Raw genomic sequence first — 16,142 nt, 5'->3', positions numbered from 1 at the left:
ATACATCTTCAAGAAAGGAAGGTGAGTGTATGCCTTATCATATTCCATCTTATTTCTTAATGATTGAAGAAGAAGATCTAGAAGATTTACGTGCGGACGTATGGAGTAATGACCCCATTCCCGCCTATTTGAAAGTGGAAAACGACATTTATGATATCGATATTGCCTATCGGGGCTCTTATACCCGAAAATTCAGGAAAAGATCCTATTGGATTGATTTCATCGAGCCAGAAAAATTCTTTGGCGCCCACAAAATCCATCTCAATGCCGAATACAAAGATCCTTCCCTCATTCGCAATAAACTCTCACTCGATTACTTCCAAGACCTTGGAATTCTTTCCCCCCATAGCCAGCATATTGACTTATACCGTAACGGCTCTTGTAAAGGGGTATATTTACAACTGGAGTCCGTTGATGAATTCTTTTTGGAAAAAAGAGGACTTCCTGCCGGTCCCATTTATTATGCAGTCAACAATAGTGCCAACTTTTCATTGGAAAGGGATGGGAAACTAAAAGAATCCCTTGTATCAGGCTATAAACAAGCGTTTGGAAAACCGTCCGATGATGAATACCTTATTGAATTGATCAGAAAAATCAATACCACCCCGCTTGCCAAATTTCCTGAAGAAGTCTCGCAGCATCTTGATATCCATAAATACTTACGCTGGCTGGCTGGAGCTGTATGTACTATGAATAACGACGGTTTCACTCATAACTATGCATTATATCGCAATAGTGAAACAAACTTATTTGAAATCATTCCTTGGGATTATGATGCCACTTGGGGACGCAAGGTCAGTGGCGGGATCATGGAGCACACATATGTCCCTATTGGAGGAAAAAGGACAAATCACCTTAGTCATCTACTCTTGCAGGTTCCGGAATACCGTAAGTTCTACAAAGACCTCTTGGTTGAACAATTGGAAACCACATTTACTGTGAATCACATGGAAAATAAAGTATTATCGCTGCACCAGGCGATACGTCCTCACATCCTTCTTGATCCATATAAAAAGAATAAATTGGATATATTTGACAAGGAGCCAGAATTCATCTTCGAATTCATTCGCAATCGCAGTGATTACTTAAATAAGCATCTTGGTGACCTAGACGAAACAAAACTGAAAGCCAAGCAGGACTGGAAAAAAGCAATTGAGGCCGTATCACCAATCTGTATTAAAAATACGGGGAAATATGGCAGGGGAATATATGCGGTAAGGGATATTAAAAAGGATGAACTCATCGAGGCATCACCTGTCATCATTTCACCGAAAAGCGAATGGAAATATTTAAAGAAAACGTCACTCTTTCATCACTGTTTCTATTGGGGAGATGACGATGAAACGGCCATTGCATTGGGAAATGGATCGCTATTCAATCATTCATACACTCCGAATGCGACGTATGATAATAATTTAGATGATTTAACGATAGACTTTTATGCATATAAAGACATAAAGGCTGGCGAAGAAATCACGATCAATTACAACGGTGAAATTGATGATAAATCTCCCTTATGGTTCGATGTCATCGAATAAGATTTTAAAGAATCCATTTTGAAAGTTCAAAATGGATTCTTTCTTTTACCTTTACATTTTTTTCGGCGCGGAAATTCCCAATAAACTTAGCGCATCCTTCAATACAATCGCTACGGAAAAAGCGAATGAGAGTTTCATTTGTTTCCATTCATCTTCAACTAGGATCTTTGTATGTGCATAATACTTATTGAATGCACGCGATAAATGCAAGCTGAATTTCGCGATTTGTGATGGGTCGGCTTGTTCAAACGATTTTTGGACAATGCTCGGATATTGCTCCAGCAGCTGGATGACTGGCCACGCATATTCACCTAAAGCGTCAAAAGTGATGGCCTGCTCGTTAAATTCACCTTTTTCAAGCAATGAGGAAATTCGCGCATAAGTGTACTGTACATATGGACCCGTTTCTCCCTCAAAATTCATCATTTGCTCTAATGAAAAATCAATATCGTTCATGCGGTTATTTTTTAAATCATTAAAAATTACCGCTCCGACACCGACCTGTCTTGCAACCAGTTCTTTCTGTTCAAGCGCTTGATTTTTTTCTTCAATATTGCGCTTCGCAGTTTCGATCGCCTCTGCCAATACATCCGCAAGGAGCACGACTTTCCCTTTACGTGTCGACATTTTCTTACCGTCTTTTAACATCATGCCAAATGCTACGTGCTGCAAATCCTTTGCCCATTCATACCCCATTTTTTCAATGACGTTAAAGAGTTGTTTAAAGTGCAAGGATTGTTCGTTTCCGACAACATAAAATGTTTTCTTCGCCTCATACTGTTTTTTACGATACATGGCGGCAGCTAAATCACGCGTGGCATAAAGTGTCGCACCATCCGTTTTCGTAATCAAACATGGCGGCATATCTTCCAATTGCACGACATAGGCACCTTCGGATAGGGTAAGTAAGCCTTTTTCTTTTAGTTCCCCGACAACCGCATCCATTTTGTCATTGTAAAACGCTTCGCCGGCATAGGAATCAAAACGGATGCCCAATAAATCATAAATCGTCTCAAACTCTTTTAGAGACGCATCCCTGAACCATTTCCACAATGCCAGTGCTTCCTCGTCCCCATCTTCAAGCGACTTGAAGCTTGCGCGTGCTTGTTCATTCAACGATTCATCACTTTCGGCTCTATCATGGAACTTCACATAGATCTTCAATAATTCCTGAATCGGCGAAGCTTCGATCGCCTCTTTGTCGCCCCACAGCTTATACGCGACAATCAACTTGCCGAATTGCGTGCCCCAATCTCCTAAATGATTAATACGCACGGCATTGTAGCCATTTTTTTCGGCGATGTTAGCCAGTGCATTCCCTATGACCGTTGAGCGTAAGTGCCCCATGGAAAAAGGTTTGGCAATATTCGGGGAGGAATAATCAATCACGACATTTTCCTGTACAGGCTGCATCGAACCATACTGATCCTTTTCACTTAATACCGTTTGCAGCACGTTTTCCGTCACCAGCTGTTGATTGACGAAGATATTCAGATAACCACCCACAACGTTCACTTCTTGGATCAACTTGCTATTTAATTGTTGGGCTATTTCAGACGCAATCACCTGAGGCGACTTTTTGAATTTTTTCGCAAGAGTAAAGCATGGAAAGGCAACATCACCTAAATCCATCAATTTTGGCTTTTCCATTAATTTTTCTATTTCACTTGCTGGCATTTCATTGTTCAAAGCAGTTGAAATCAATTCTGCAATTGGTTTATTCATCGTCATTTTCCCTCCTAAACAAAAAAGCCCCCGCCTCTAAATAAGAGACGAGAGCATGAATTCCCGTGGTACCACTCTAGTTGCCACAAATTGTGACCACTTTCCATTGTTAACGAGGTGACTCCCCGATATTCCCTACTAAACGGTTCAAGAAATTTCTCCAAAGTGCGCTTCATTCATCCGTCCTGCATTAGGCTCCCACCATCCCTAACTCGCTTTCCATTTCAAAATGAACTACTCTCTTCATCACAGAATTTTCAATATTATAATTTAATCCATCGTACACAATTTAAAAAAACGTGTCAACAGAATTAAGTAACAAATCTAACCTGCCGGTAACTTCATTTTATCCTTGATGGTGGAAAAATATTTCCTTACTGTCCCAATTGTGCCGCTTTGCTGATTAGACGGCTCAATTTTTGATTGACCATCGGCTAACAAACCTAACACTCCCATATCCCGGCCATTATTGCTGGAAGACTCATCTATAAGATCTGGGGAATATATTCGCTTGCCATCCATTATGCTGCGAATCGAGCAAGCTAACTCTTCACCCGGGCTATCCTTCAATAAATAACCACTTACATTAGCCTTTATTGCGAGTTGAAAATAACCAGTCCTTCGGAATGTCGTTAAAATGACCACTTTACATTCAATTGACCTTAATGCTTCTGCTGCCTCAAGTCCGCTCATTACAGGCATCTCCATATCCATGATACACACATCAGGCTGTAATTGGTGTACAAGAGCCACCGCTTCTTCTCCATTACCCGCTTGCCCGACAATTTCTATATCTTCTTCAAGATTGAGTAGAGAACTTATTGCCTCTAACAGCATTTGCTGATTCTCTGCAATGACAATTCGAATCATTTTAAGTTCTCTCCTTTATCGAGTTCCTTATATGAAGCAAAGACTCCCCCAAATCCGAGGATTATTAAGGGAGTCTGGAATGATACATGAACGTTACAGTTCAGATTTCACTTGAGCGGGAACACTTTTTTTCGTTAAATATTTTATATCTTTGAAACCGACAAAATTCTTGGATTCCTCATCCCATAAACGGAAACGGAGTGAGCGCAAGCTTGTCGCAAGAGTAATCGTTGGAACGTTCTCTAAAGGCTGCGTATTATTGTGCGCCATTTCCAATTTATAGTTAGGTACCCTTGGACTTAAATGGTGAACATGATGGTAACCGATATTACCAGTAAGGAACTGCATCAGTTTTGGAAGCTTATAAAAAGAACTTCCTTCCACTGCTGCCAATACATATTCCCACTCCTCATTTTCTTCAAAATAAGAGTCCTCAAATGTATGCTGGACGTAAAACAGCCAAATGCCGACTGAACCAGAAATCATGAAAATGGAACCTTGTACCAGAAGGAACGACTGCCAGCCTACTGCAAGGCAAAGCAATGCCGCTAAAACGACGATTAATGCATTCGTCAAATACGTATTATTTTTTTCCTTCTTTCTAGCACCTTTACGGTTAAATCTATTTTTAAGAAGGAATACATAAATTGGTCCCAAACCAAACATAACCAATGGATTGCGATAAAAACGATAGGCAAAACGAAGTTTAAACGGTGCAGCCAAATACTCATCGACAGTAAGGGTCCAAATATCCCCTGTACCCCGCTTATCCAAATTACCGCTTGTTGCGTGATGCACCGAATGCTCATGTCCCCATTGATCAAACGGGAATAAAGTCAAAACACCCATGATAGTCCCGACTATTCTATTCGCACGGCGGCTTTTGAAAAACGAATGATGCGTACAATCATGAAAAATGATGAATATTCTTGTCAAGAAGCCAGCAGCAATCACAGCTGGTATTAAAGCTAACCAATAAGAAACGGAAAGACTTATATATGCCAGGTACCATAAAATAATGAATGGCCCCAAGGTATTGATGATCTGCCATATACTTTGCTTTGTCGTTGATTGTTCAAAAGGAGCAATTTGTTTTTTCAAGGATTTCGTATTTTGCAAGGTCATTATTCAATTGCACTTCCTTTTATTTGTCGTTATTACATAGTATAAAGAAATCAACCTGAAATTATTAGTACCAGGTGTCATGACTAGAAGATGACAAATGTCATGTACAAGTCATTTCCAGCTGCAAACGTAAAAAAGGTCAACCAGTAAAAACCGGTTAACCTGTTCACATTTATAGGATTTCATTATCTTCAAAATGACAGGTGGCCTCACTTTAAGAACAGGACTGCCAATTTTTCAATGTCAGGCTAACAGTCCCGGCAGTTAGCAATTGAAATCCAGTTACTCCCCTTTTAAAAACAAATAAAGACCATAATCCGTCGAAGTAGAGGCATATCCCATTTGGCGCAACATGGCTGTGATATTGCCGCGATGATATGTTCCATGATTCACGACATGCGGAACCAATTCGGCAACACTTGTTTTCATTTGACCGCCAGCTGGATTCTCAATTATAAGAGGCTTATCTAAATTTTCTTTTTGGCTAAGCAGCGATTTGTACCGCCCGGACAACTCAAAAAACATGGCCTCCATTTCCTCCAATTCCTTTGACTCTGTTTGTTCCTTCAGTTGTTCTGCCAGCTCCAACGCATGGTTCATGCTTTTACCGGAAAAAACCTCCACCCAACCCAGATCGGAAAGATACACATGGGCCATCACACTCGATATCGATGAAAACACACTTTGAACTTCTTGATGGTAAACATCCTTTGGAATCTCTTTTAAGCGGTTGAAAATCTGATTATTTGCCCATACGTTAAAACCATAAAACTGTAATGCAAAATGTGACATATTAACTCTCCCCTTCTACTTACGAATCAATTGTCCTTCATACGGAATAATTCGTCCTTCAGTGAAATAATTCGACCCACGAACGGATTAATTCGTCCTTCAGTGAAATAATTCGACCCATGAACGGATTAATTCGTCCTTCAGTGAAATAATTCGACCCATGAACGGATTAATTCGTCCTTCAGTGAAATAATTCGACCCACGAACGGATTAATTCAACCCACACGAAGGTTAGAAATGCCTTTCCACAATGTACCTCTATTTTAAAGCTATTCTCCATAGTAAACTAGTAAAGTTAAATTTTACAAAGGGGAATAAAATAATTGTGAAAAAATTCTTTGGATGTTTTATTATGTTAAGCCTTCTTTGTATGTGTCTCTTTCCAATCAGTGGTCATTCTTCAAGTAAAAACCAATCCATAGGTTCTGTTAAAGTGGACAATACAAAAGTTTTTAGTTCTCCTAAATTAGGTTCTACCCTATTAAAGACCTTAAAAAAGGGCGAGGCGTTTCCCGTCATTTCTTCTTCCGTTGGGGATTCCGCAGGTCCTATCATTCATAAAGTGAAGCCTGGAAACACATTATGGAAAGTGGCAAATCAATATGGTGTTTCAGTAAGTGAGCTGCAAAAAGTAAATAAATTAACCTCTTCCGAAATAACTGTTGGCCAAAACCTGAAGATCCCCCAGAAATATAAGATCCATAAGGTTGTATCAGGAGATACATTGTGGAAGATCTCTAATAAATACAAGGTAACAACAAGTGATTTGACGAAATTAAATAACTTACATACGGTTACCCTTAAAGTTGGCCAAAAATTGAAGGTTCCGGATTATTACTACCAGGTTCAATTGCTTGGCGGAAAAAAGGGCTGGATAAAGAAATCCCAGCTTCAAAAAAAGGCGCAAAACCGTATCGTCATGGGCTGGAAGCATAATGGATCAAAAGAAAGCTATACCCAGCAACTTAAACACCCCAATTTGAATGTAGTATCTCCCCGTTCTTATACGCTGACGGATACCGGTAATTACGTTTCCGTTTCTGTAGATACAAAATACATCCAAGCTGCCCATAAACAAGGAAAACAAGTTTGGCAGCTTATCGGGAATAAATTTGACCCTGTTTTAACTGATTCAGTACTAGGCAATACCAAAAAACGCCAGAAATTAGTTTCAGCTTTACGCGATTCACTTGTTAAAACGAAAAGTGATGGAATAAATGTAGATTTCGAAAACATCGACCCCAAAAATAAGAAGGACTTTGTACTTTTCATTGGCGAACTAAAAAAGGCACTAAAACCGCATGGAATTAAAGTGTCTGTGGATGTCACCCGAGAAAATGACGACCCTTATTGGTCAAAAAGCCTAGATAGGAAAGCACTTGGCAAAATAGCGGACTATATAATCATAATGGGTTATGACGAGCATTGGGGAGGGAGCCCAGTAGCCGGGTCCGTTTCCTCGTTACCTTGGATCAAAGAAGGAACCAAGCTTTTAATGAAAGAAGTACCTGCTCATAAGATCATATTGGCTGTACCATTTTATACGAGAGAATGGGTGACCGATTTGTCGACCAAAAAAGTGAAAAGTCATGACCGTACCATGGCTGAGGTCAACAATATCATTTCATCTCATAAACTTAAAAAGGTATGGGATAAAAAGACTCAACAAAATTACGTGGAGTATACTTCCAAAGGGAAAAAGCATCAAATTTGGATAGAGGATAAAAAATCGATGAAGCTCCGTATTGACCTGGTAAAACAAAATCATCTAGGCGGTGCAGCTGCTTGGTACATTGGATCAGAAACCCCTGACATATGGGATGTCTATCATTTTAATCAATAGGTAAATGCATAAAGGAAAAAGGCCTCACATTGTGTGCGGCCTTTTCTGCATGACTTCATTTTCAGTCGGTCTAGTCGTCTTAAGTGAATAGACTACCCCAATAAATATCAAGGAAATACCGAGAACTTGAATACCGTCCGGTTTAAATCCTGAAAGCAGAATATCCAAAAGGATGGCAACTGCCGGATCGACAAAAATCATGAAAGATACTACATTTGTAGGCAAATGGCGAATACTATTAAAAAACAGCAAATACACGACGCCTGTATGGATGATGCCGGTAAGCACCGTATAAAACCATTCGGAAGAATTTAAAGTTGTATATACGGAATAATCGACAAAAGGAATCAGTAATAGAAATCCAATGAACATTTGCAGAAATGTGGTCGCATATACACTGGTCTTTGTAATGCTCTTTCCTAAAAGCATGGTTGCCGCATAGAAAAAGGCAGCAATGATTCCATACATGATGCCTTCCCATTCAGGAGATGATGATCGAAATCCATCTGTTCCCATAATGAGTAATGTGCCAATGAAGCAAAGGGAAATGGCCAAGATGGAGAATACATTCATTTTCTCCCTAAAGATGAGGCTCCCTATAATGAGTACAAGGATCGGCGCTAAATGATAAAGCGAAATGGCGATTGTCACCGATATCAGCTCAAAAGATTTAAAGAGGAATATCCAGTTTAACAAGTTGGCCACCGCGCAGAAAATGATGAGCATTACCTCCCTGCCATTCCAAATTTCGTTCTTGAAATGTCCGGTAATCATCCAGGCTGCACATAAGAATATGGCAGCACAAATGCAGCGAACAAAAACCAGTTCCAATGCGGGTAGTCCTGATAGTTCTGAAAAGAAACCGACAGAACCAAAGATTGTCATTGCTAGAGACAGTTGAAGAAGTGCTATTTTATTCATTTAATTTCCCCTCATAAAATTTCCATTTTTTACATTCATACTATCATTTCTCGGGCATGCCGTCACGAGTAATGATATTTGACCACATTTGATCCGGAATACTTAATTTACACCTGCTATCACGCGGCAAGGCTGTCATGATCTCGTCTTCCCTGCCTTCCTGTATTTTGGCGGCCCAGTCCGGTTCCATCAGTAATTCTCTTCCTAATGCGAAAAGCGGTATATTTTTCTCAAGCACAGCATTTGCTTCCTCTGGAGTATGAATCGATCCAAGAGATATGAAACTGGTCCTGCCAGCTATGACATCGCGGAAAATTTCGCTCCTTGTTAACCCCTTGTTCAATCCGCTTCTAGGCATGGACCAGACATTTTTAACAGAAAGATGTAAATAGGAAAGCCCTTGGGTTGCCAATTTATCTACCAACGCAGCTGTATCATCCATTTTCAATCCGCCTTCTTCCGGTTCCTCGGGGGAGAAGCGATATCCAATAACGAATTCCTTGTCTGCGTATAGATCACGGATTCGCTTCACCTCCGCGATGACGGCAAGTGGAAAATGCATTCTATTCTCCAAACTCCCTCCCCAATGATCTCTCCGTCTGTTAGAGTGGGGTGAGAAAAACTGCTGAATGAGATATCCATTCGCTCCATGGATTTCCACGCCGTCGAATCCTGAACGAATGGCATGGCGTGTTGCTCTTCCAAAGTCTTGAATAGTGTATAGAATCTCAGTGTGGCTCATTGACCTTGGAATGTACTCCCCGCCCTTTTCTTTATAAACGCTTGCAATGATTCCGCTCGGACTAACCATTTTTTCTCCGCCCGTACAGCTTGGAAGGCTCTCGCTTCCGCCATGATGAAGCTGGAGAATGGCTTTTGCACCTTTGGATTTGATTGCTTTTGAAAGCTCTGTGAGTCCAGCTATGCTTTGTTCATCATATACTTTCATTTGCCGGGGAAAGCTTGTCGCAACAGGGGAAATGGCGGCAGCGGCAGTAATGAACAACGCAGGTCCATCTGCCCTTCTTTTATAGTAAGCTAATTCCTCGTCAGAAACCAAGCCATCCTCTTGACCTGAATAAGTGGTCATCGGGGCAACTACAATCCTGTTTTTAAGAACCGTTCCATTAGAAAGCGTGTACGGTGAAAAAATTTGCCCGTATTTTCGTTTCATCATTTTCCCATCACCCATTCGTATTTTATTTTTGTAATTTTATTGTATTCTCGACCACATCATAAGTAAAATGAATGTTTTTCATTACTTGGATTAGAGTTTCTCATGTATAATTCATTAGAAGAAGGGTGTGGGGCATTTGAATTTTTTTCAACTGGAAGTCTTTTTACATGTTGTTGAACACGGAAGTTTTACGAAAGCGGGAGACCGGATCGGACTGACTCAATCAGGCGTGAGCCATAACATTACAGCACTTGAAACGGAACTTGGTGTGACTTTATTGAAGCGTGACCGAAAAGGTATTACTCTCACGACTGCGGGAGAACAAGTAATTCCACATATGCGGGACATCGCTGCCAACCTTGCACATATCGAACAAAAGATTGCAGCTGTGAATGGAATGGAAATCGGTAAAATAACGATCGGCAGTTTTCCAAGCTTCACTGCCAGATTCATACCGCAGCTATTCTCTATCTTTAAAGAAAAATACCCTAATATCGATTTGCTGATTCATGAAGGTGGATATGAGGAAATCTTAAAATGGATCGAAGAAGGAACAGTGGACATCGGCTTTGCAGCAAAACCAGTAAAGAACGTGGAATTCATCCCTCTGCTAAATGATCCTCTATCAGCTGTCGTATACGAAGGCCATTCGCTTTCAGGGAAAACCTCATTGAACCTAGAAGACTTCGTTGGTCAACCATTCATCATGCTGCGATCCGGCTGTGAAACTCTTATAGAAGATAGATTCCTGGAAGCCAAGATAAAACCAAACATTTCATACGACATTAAAGACAATCAAACGGTGCTCTCAATGGTAGCAGGAAAATTAGGCATCACGATTATGCCCGACCTGGCTTTACCGGAAAAACCCGAACGCATCAAAAGCCTGCCCTTGAACCCGGAACTTTCCCGGGAGATAGGATTGGTCATGAAATCATCTAAACACCTATCACCAGCAGCAAAGGAATTTACAAAAGTCGTTCAAGACCACTTCATCTGGTAATGGGCATTACGAAAAAAACAAGAATCCCCTTTTCATGAAAAAGGGGATTCTTTCCGTGCCAGTGATCATCCAAAGAATAAATCCAGCAGATTACTGCCTGCAGATGATTGCTTATTATAAAACTCCGAATAACCGCACTGCTTGCAATACACAACAGTAAATTGATTATTCTGGACATCGAACATTTTTGACAACCCTGTTCCTGTCATGGCTACATCCTTCTTAGCCGCATCATTGCTTCCGCATTTCATACATCCCTTTTCGCTCATGATCCTTCATCTCCCAAATTATTAAAATGATAAATGCTGATAAATACCGGAGCTTCCCAGCACCGTACACAATTACATATACGGATAACCTGGATAAATGGTTTCGGAATTCATGCAAAAATATGTAAATTCCATTGAGTACTGTTTTTATTGGCTACCTTTTTTATTACGGTTAGATTTTATGGTAGGCAAAGCATTATACACACTAATTGCAAAATAATAGATTAAAATCATATGCATAGCATCACTTATAGGAACGGGGGTATCATCAAGCTTAAAAATAGCAAATAAAACATATACCCCAACGAATATGATCGGATAAATGATGTAATGATAGATGAAATTTTTTATGAACATATTATTTATCGCATCGCTTTCTTATTTACTTAAACGGCCAAATTCTTTAATATGGACCTCCCCATGTAAAAGGGGTGTTTTTCTTATTATTATATATTTGGTCCCTCCGCAGGTAGAAACTGTCTTCCTCAAAAAAAGAAAAGCTCTGTAGAAAATCCCATTCCACAAAGATTTCTTCAAATCTATTAGTATTTTACAAAGCTAGAGTAGTGACAGGCTGTTTTATCCTGCATTATGATATTTCTTCTTATTTTATATGAGTAATCAAAGGTCTATATCTTTAAACGCCACTTTAAATGGTATAGAATTTAATGTGCCTTCTTCGATTAAATCAAATACACTTTTATACTCTTGAGAAAAACTCTCACTAACCAAGGTTAGGAAAAAAAGACCTTCATTTTGGCTTATCCAGTATTCATTATCTTGGAAATTAAAAACAAATTCTTCACCATTTAATAATCTTTCTGTTAGCTCAGCTAATGTCATTTATTACTCACCTCATCTTCATTTCCTAATTTTAATTTCAATACCATTTACCTCTTTTTCCGTTAGTAAATTTATGTCTATGTGATACTTTAGGATGTTGCTTCGCATTCCCATGATTAGTATAATCAATATCATCTTTAGGTTTTCCGTTTTTGAAATCATTAAATGACATCTGCATCATCCAATCGTATTTCTGCAACCCTTCCACCTGGAACACACCAAAATTCTAAGGTAATATTTCGTTTATGGTCAATGTAACCGATAATATCGGCTCCCTGTTCATAACTTTTATAATAATGATCTCCGTACTTCGAAAGGACTTCCGCTTTCTTACTTCCTAATTTAATGCCTTTGCTTGTTTGAAGGGAGTTTTCAAATGTGTCGTCGTCCGTACTTGAAATGATCAACCTCATGATTTTCCCTTTATCCTCGTCTGTATTGATAGAGGCCGTTTTTAACCCGCCTTTCCAATAATAATAATCATAAGCATTATTATTATCTTGATCGATGGGTTCTCCATATTCCCTAATGAATTCTGGACTCGATATGTTATCCAACACTTTAAATCCCCCGATGGATTCATCAGACAAATCTGTTGATTTTGTCAATTTTTGAGAGAATGCCGAGTACACATAGAAACCTAATGCTGTTCCAATAATAATAAGTACAATGACTAACTTTCGTTTATAATGCATTTTCCCCATCTTTAAATCTGCTCCATCTCTATCGGTTTATTTTCGCATAGGTCGAATTATTCAACGTAGTCTGGATTATTCTCGCGCAGGTCGAAATTATCGGTGTGTAGGCCGAATTATTGGGCTTCCCTAGTCATTCTGCACCACTATTACACAACTGAATATCCTCATATTATCTTATACGGATAATTTTGGATAAAGGTTTCACTTTATGCCAGATTCTAAGTAGCAACATTCCTATTACATAAGAAAAACCGAAATCAGCCACTGATTTCGGTTTTTCCGGTTAGGATTATTTAATTAGTGATATCTTTTTTCTGGAAGAAGAAGAAAGTTAGCGCTAAAAAGATAAGATAATAGATGCCGAGTACCCCCATCGAGAATCCAAGTGTAGCTCCATCGAACATTTCTATGGTTCCTGAAATATAGCCCCTTAAATCGAGATGAGGGAATAAGACGAACTTTAACCACTCGTATTTTCCGATGAATGATTGAATAACCATATTTAATGTCGAGGAAGCAAATAGGATGAAAATGGATATACCTACTGCAAGTGCTTGGTTTTTAAATAATGTGCTTAACATGAAAGCGATGGTCGTGATGACTAGGAATCCTGGTATCCAGTAAACGATCATGTCCACGAAATAGTCGCCAACTACAACCGGACTGAATTCAGCGAAAGATGCAGGATCTAGAATTTTGTCTGAATACGAGCCATTGCCAAAGAATATGATTCCGATTAGATAACTGAATATAAGCAGGCTCGCAAGTAGTAACGCTGCAAATAACAGGGAAGTAATATATTTGGAAAGTAGGATCTTCCAACGTTTATAAGGCCTGATCAACAGTTGTTTGATGGTGCCATCCGAAAATTCCGAGGAAACGAGCGAGCTGCAAACAATGACGACGAATAAAGTGACAAATGATGTTAATGATGTAGTCCATTCCGCCATATAGGTCCAATTCGTGTTTAAGTCAGGGTTTATATTATCAGCCAACAGTTGCTTGTTGTGATTAATCTCTTCCATAATCACGGCTTTTTCATCTTCACTGATTTTAGTGGATTCCAATGCCTTTTGCTGTTCTTGTATATCTGCCTTTAATTCTTGCTTCCAATCTTTACTCGTTTCTTCGGGACTTAGTTTATAATCGATGACTGCAGCCCCTAATGCTGCCAATAATAGAAAAGCGATGAATATATAAGTTGATACTTTTGAAAAGATTTTCATCCATTCATTTTTCACTAAGGACATCATACAGACTCCCTCATTTCCTGCTCAGTGATTTCAAAGAATTTATCTTCCAGCGATTTTCTCGTAATGCCAATTTCAAAGACATCCAGTTCATTTACATTAAAACTCCTGTTTATCTCGGCCGTTTGTTCTCGGGTGGCCGATACGGAGATTGTCTTCGCATTATATTTGAGAATCGCAATATCCGCAAACTGTTCTTGAAGGATTGTTTTAGCTAGCTTCCCATCACTGACAGTGAATGAAACTTCATTGATCGTTTCGGTTTTTTCATCAACAATATGTTCTTTCGTATGTATCAATTTTCCCTTTTCGATAACGGCAAAACTATCACACATCAATTGCATCTCCGATAGTAAATGTGAAGAAATCAATATCCCGACGCCTTCACTTGCCAGTACTTTCAAATAATCACGAAACTCGCGAATCCCTTGCGGATCCAAGCCATTCGTCGGTTCATCAAAAATCAATAACGACGGTTTATGTAAAATGGCCTGTGCCACTCCAAGGCGCTGACGCATGCCTAATGAATATGTTTTAACCTTCTTATCGATGGCATGATCCAGTTTGACAAGCTTAATGACCTCTTCTATTCTCTCATTGGATATGTCATTGGATGACATTCGGGCATAATGCAGGATATTCTTTCTGCCTGTCATGTACTTATAAAACTCCGGATTTTCAACAATGGCCCCCAATTGATTCATTGCACCTTCGAAATCATTATCGAGGTCACTGCCATTGATCATGACAGTACCGCCCGTACGATTGATGAGACCTGTGATCATACGGATGATCGTGGTCTTACCAGCTCCATTCGGACCAAGCAAACCAAATATTTCATTGCTTTTTATTTCAAAGCTGACATTGTCTACGATGGTTGCTTTTCCAATTTTTTTAGTTAAGGATTGAACCTTAAGAACCGATTCAGACATATAATACCTTCCTTTTTTTATATTTTCCAAAATAACACAAATTCAACATTACCATATTATGCATATTATTACTATACTGATATTCTTCTATTTGGATATAAACACCCCTTGAATCAGCTGTAATCAATAGAGTTGAATTTTATATTTTCCTGTCCTTGACCTTATTTTGAAATAACATCAAGTCCTGCGTCGACGTCAACTTCCCGCCCCCATAATTCCCATTATCATAAACACGCCATTACTTTTTTTTCTTCGAAATAGCAACAACTCCTATATATCGTTACCATTTAATACGATTCCGCAAGAATAAAGTTTCAGGATTATTTTATCTAATAAGTAAAATTTTTCATAACTTAAACAATATATAAGTAAATCCGATAGAAATGGCAAGACCCAATGCAAAAAGAAGGATTTTTCTAATAATGGAAGGTAAAAGCTTATATATCATCATTAATATTACATCGATGAAATTCGTTGGTATGCCTATCTCTTTGATCTCTTTCTTTTTGCCAAAAATGGCGAACCACATTACAAAAAGACCGCATAAAATAAAAATGATGGAAAAAATCTTATATCCCATTGTATGTCACCCGTTTCCTCATAGGCTAAACGATATTGTTATTATTATCTTAACTTTCAAGTTTCAAAATGAATTCTTCAACCTCTTTGCCTCTTGCATGAGAATATCCTTTGTCTTCATCGAATCTTTCAAATCCGCATTTCTCTAGCACCCTGAGGGAACCAAGATTATCCTTGGCTGCGCGGGCATAAACAGGACGGACTTTTAGTTTCGGCAAAAAATGGAGCAGTGCATCTGTAGCGATTCCTTTCCCCCAATATTGCTTCCCGATCCAATAACTCACTTCCGGGTTACCAAACTGTTCAAACTTGAGAATGCTGCCCGCAACACATTCGTTGTGGATTATGGTCATTTTTTGAATATCCTGGTTCGATAAGATGTTCTTCCAGTGTGTCAAAAAAGCCGCCTTGTCTGATGGATCTTTAGATGTGAAAGCAGCCATATAGTTTGCGGCAGGATCCAATTGCTGCTCGAAAAAGATAGGAAGATCACTCTCCTTGACCTTCCGCAGCCGGACTCCTTCGTCATTGAAACGCAATCCCATAAACTCACCCTCCCCACCAAAATATAACTTTT

General features: G+C 39.2%; 16 protein-coding genes, 1 pseudogene and 1 other annotated feature. Of the genes and pseudogenes, 4 read left to right on the top strand and 13 right to left on the bottom strand.

The annotated features are described in order from the left end of the window. Positions 1-29: 29 nt before the first annotated feature. A pseudogene (locus tag OSJ91_RS04850) lies at positions 30-1,109 on the top strand (CotH kinase family protein); the annotation flags it as partial. 12 nt (positions 1,110-1,121) lie between these two features. After that, positions 1,122-1,538: an SET domain-containing protein gene (locus OSJ91_RS04845; RefSeq protein ID WP_434547784.1), complete on the top strand. Its 417-nt coding sequence runs from the start codon at positions 1,122-1,124 to the stop codon at positions 1,536-1,538. A gap of 51 nt (positions 1,539-1,589) precedes the next feature. Here the strand turns inward: OSJ91_RS04845 and argS are convergent, their stop codons facing one another. The 4 genes from argS to OSJ91_RS04825 all read right to left on the bottom strand — a co-directional run bounded on the left by argS (position 1,590) and on the right by OSJ91_RS04825 (position 6,050). Beyond that, positions 1,590-3,269, bottom strand: a complete 1,680-nt coding sequence (gene argS, locus OSJ91_RS04840) for an arginine--tRNA ligase (RefSeq protein ID WP_485891113.1) — start codon at positions 3,267-3,269, stop codon at positions 1,590-1,592. Positions 3,270-3,303: 34 nt separating this feature from the next. Then, positions 3,304-3,522: a binding site (T-box leader), on the bottom strand. Between the two features lie 65 nt (positions 3,523-3,587). After that, complete coding sequence (locus OSJ91_RS04835; protein WP_350301441.1) at positions 3,588-4,133, bottom strand: response regulator; 546 nt, start codon at positions 4,131-4,133, stop codon at positions 3,588-3,590. Between the two features lie 93 nt (positions 4,134-4,226). Beyond that, the gene (gene desA, locus OSJ91_RS04830) at positions 4,227-5,258 is read right to left on the bottom strand and encodes a Delta(5) desaturase DesA (protein ID WP_350301440.1); all 1,032 of its coding nucleotides are present in this window, start codon (positions 5,256-5,258) and stop codon (positions 4,227-4,229) included. Positions 5,259-5,540: 282 nt separating this feature from the next. Continuing rightward, on the bottom strand, positions 5,541-6,050 hold the full coding sequence (locus OSJ91_RS04825) for a DinB family protein (RefSeq protein ID WP_350301439.1): 510 nt from the start codon (positions 6,048-6,050) through the stop codon (positions 5,541-5,543). A gap of 352 nt (positions 6,051-6,402) precedes the next feature. Between OSJ91_RS04825 and OSJ91_RS04820 the strand changes: the two genes are divergently transcribed. Then, positions 6,403-7,893 (top strand): LysM peptidoglycan-binding domain-containing protein, encoded by a 1,491-nt coding sequence (locus tag OSJ91_RS04820; RefSeq protein WP_350301438.1) that lies wholly within the window; start codon positions 6,403-6,405, stop codon positions 7,891-7,893. A gap of 24 nt (positions 7,894-7,917) precedes the next feature. On the opposite strand, the gene OSJ91_RS04815 is transcribed toward OSJ91_RS04820, so the two are convergent. Together OSJ91_RS04815 and OSJ91_RS04810 are read right to left on the bottom strand one after the other, a co-directional pair. Next, entirely contained in the window at positions 7,918-8,814 is an 897-nt protein-coding gene (locus tag OSJ91_RS04815) for a DMT family transporter (RefSeq protein WP_350301437.1), read from the bottom strand. 43 nt (positions 8,815-8,857) lie between these two features. After that, the gene (locus OSJ91_RS04810; protein ID WP_485891112.1) at positions 8,858-9,991 is read right to left on the bottom strand and encodes an NADH-dependent flavin oxidoreductase; all 1,134 of its coding nucleotides are present in this window, start codon (positions 9,989-9,991) and stop codon (positions 8,858-8,860) included. A gap of 136 nt (positions 9,992-10,127) precedes the next feature. Between OSJ91_RS04810 and OSJ91_RS04805 the strand changes: the two genes are divergently transcribed. Continuing rightward, positions 10,128-10,994, top strand: a complete 867-nt coding sequence (locus OSJ91_RS04805) for a LysR family transcriptional regulator (protein ID WP_350301435.1) — start codon at positions 10,128-10,130, stop codon at positions 10,992-10,994. A 65-nt stretch (positions 10,995-11,059) separates the two neighbouring features. Here OSJ91_RS04805 and OSJ91_RS04800 read toward each other — a convergent pair whose 3' ends face one another. The 7 genes from OSJ91_RS04800 to OSJ91_RS04770 form a co-directional block, all read right to left on the bottom strand. After that, positions 11,060-11,263, bottom strand: coding sequence for a zinc ribbon domain-containing protein (locus tag OSJ91_RS04800; protein ID WP_063235873.1), 204 nt, complete (start codon positions 11,261-11,263; stop codon positions 11,060-11,062). A 621-nt stretch (positions 11,264-11,884) separates the two neighbouring features. After that, positions 11,885-12,106 (bottom strand): hypothetical protein, encoded by a 222-nt coding sequence (locus tag OSJ91_RS04795; RefSeq protein ID WP_350301434.1) that lies wholly within the window; start codon positions 12,104-12,106, stop codon positions 11,885-11,887. Positions 12,107-12,267: 161 nt separating this feature from the next. Further along, entirely contained in the window at positions 12,268-12,810 is a 543-nt protein-coding gene (locus OSJ91_RS04790; protein WP_485891111.1) for a hypothetical protein, read from the bottom strand. A gap of 287 nt (positions 12,811-13,097) precedes the next feature. Continuing rightward, entirely contained in the window at positions 13,098-14,057 is a 960-nt protein-coding gene (locus OSJ91_RS04785) for an ABC transporter permease (RefSeq protein ID WP_350301432.1), read from the bottom strand. Beyond that, positions 14,054-14,986 (bottom strand): ABC transporter ATP-binding protein, encoded by a 933-nt coding sequence (locus tag OSJ91_RS04780; protein WP_485891110.1) that lies wholly within the window; start codon positions 14,984-14,986, stop codon positions 14,054-14,056. The genes OSJ91_RS04785 and OSJ91_RS04780 overlap by 4 nt, the downstream gene beginning before the upstream one ends. Positions 14,987-15,332: 346 nt before the next feature. After that, positions 15,333-15,566, bottom strand: a complete 234-nt coding sequence (locus tag OSJ91_RS04775) for a hypothetical protein (RefSeq protein WP_413015766.1) — start codon at positions 15,564-15,566, stop codon at positions 15,333-15,335. A gap of 49 nt (positions 15,567-15,615) precedes the next feature. After that, the gene (locus OSJ91_RS04770; RefSeq protein ID WP_350301429.1) at positions 15,616-16,110 is read right to left on the bottom strand and encodes a GNAT family N-acetyltransferase; all 495 of its coding nucleotides are present in this window, start codon (positions 16,108-16,110) and stop codon (positions 15,616-15,618) included. Between the last annotated feature and the right edge of the window lie 32 nt (positions 16,111-16,142).

This window comes from Bacillus sp. T-10(2022), from assembly GCF_056502895.1.
Note: the sequence above shows the minus strand (reverse complement) of the source record. Positions and strands in the feature narration are given on the sequence as shown.

Bases quoted from the DNA above. Each gene is read 5' to 3' on its own strand.
- OSJ91_RS04820 (WP_350301438.1), top strand. From the start codon at position 6,403: ATGTTAAGCCTTCTTTGTATGTGTCTCTTTCCAATCAGTGGTCATTCT.
- OSJ91_RS04825 (WP_350301439.1), bottom strand. From the start codon at position 6,050: ATGTCACATTTTGCATTACAGTTTTATGGTTTTAACGTATGGGCAAAT.
- OSJ91_RS04800 (WP_063235873.1), bottom strand. From the start codon at position 11,263: ATGAGCGAAAAGGGATGTATGAAATGCGGAAGCAATGATGCGGCTAAG.
- OSJ91_RS04810 (WP_485891112.1), bottom strand. From the start codon at position 9,991: ATGATGAAACGAAAATACGGGCAAATTTTTTCACCGTACACGCTTTCT.
- OSJ91_RS04815 (WP_350301437.1), bottom strand. From the start codon at position 8,814: ATGAATAAAATAGCACTTCTTCAACTGTCTCTAGCAATGACAATCTTT.
- OSJ91_RS04780 (WP_485891110.1), bottom strand. From the start codon at position 14,986: ATGTCTGAATCGGTTCTTAAGGTTCAATCCTTAACTAAAAAAATTGGA.
- argS (WP_485891113.1), bottom strand. From the start codon at position 3,269: ATGACGATGAATAAACCAATTGCAGAATTGATTTCAACTGCTTTGAAC.
- OSJ91_RS04795 (WP_350301434.1), bottom strand. From the start codon at position 12,106: ATGACATTAGCTGAGCTAACAGAAAGATTATTAAATGGTGAAGAATTT.
- desA (WP_350301440.1), bottom strand. From the start codon at position 5,258: ATGACCTTGCAAAATACGAAATCCTTGAAAAAACAAATTGCTCCTTTT.
- OSJ91_RS04835 (WP_350301441.1), bottom strand. From the start codon at position 4,133: ATGATTCGAATTGTCATTGCAGAGAATCAGCAAATGCTGTTAGAGGCA.
- OSJ91_RS04770 (WP_350301429.1), bottom strand. From the start codon at position 16,110: ATGGGATTGCGTTTCAATGACGAAGGAGTCCGGCTGCGGAAGGTCAAG.
- OSJ91_RS04785 (WP_350301432.1), bottom strand. From the start codon at position 14,057: ATGATGTCCTTAGTGAAAAATGAATGGATGAAAATCTTTTCAAAAGTA.
- OSJ91_RS04775 (WP_413015766.1), bottom strand. From the start codon at position 15,566: ATGGGATATAAGATTTTTTCCATCATTTTTATTTTATGCGGTCTTTTT.
- OSJ91_RS04790 (WP_485891111.1), bottom strand. From the start codon at position 12,810: ATGGGGAAAATGCATTATAAACGAAAGTTAGTCATTGTACTTATTATT.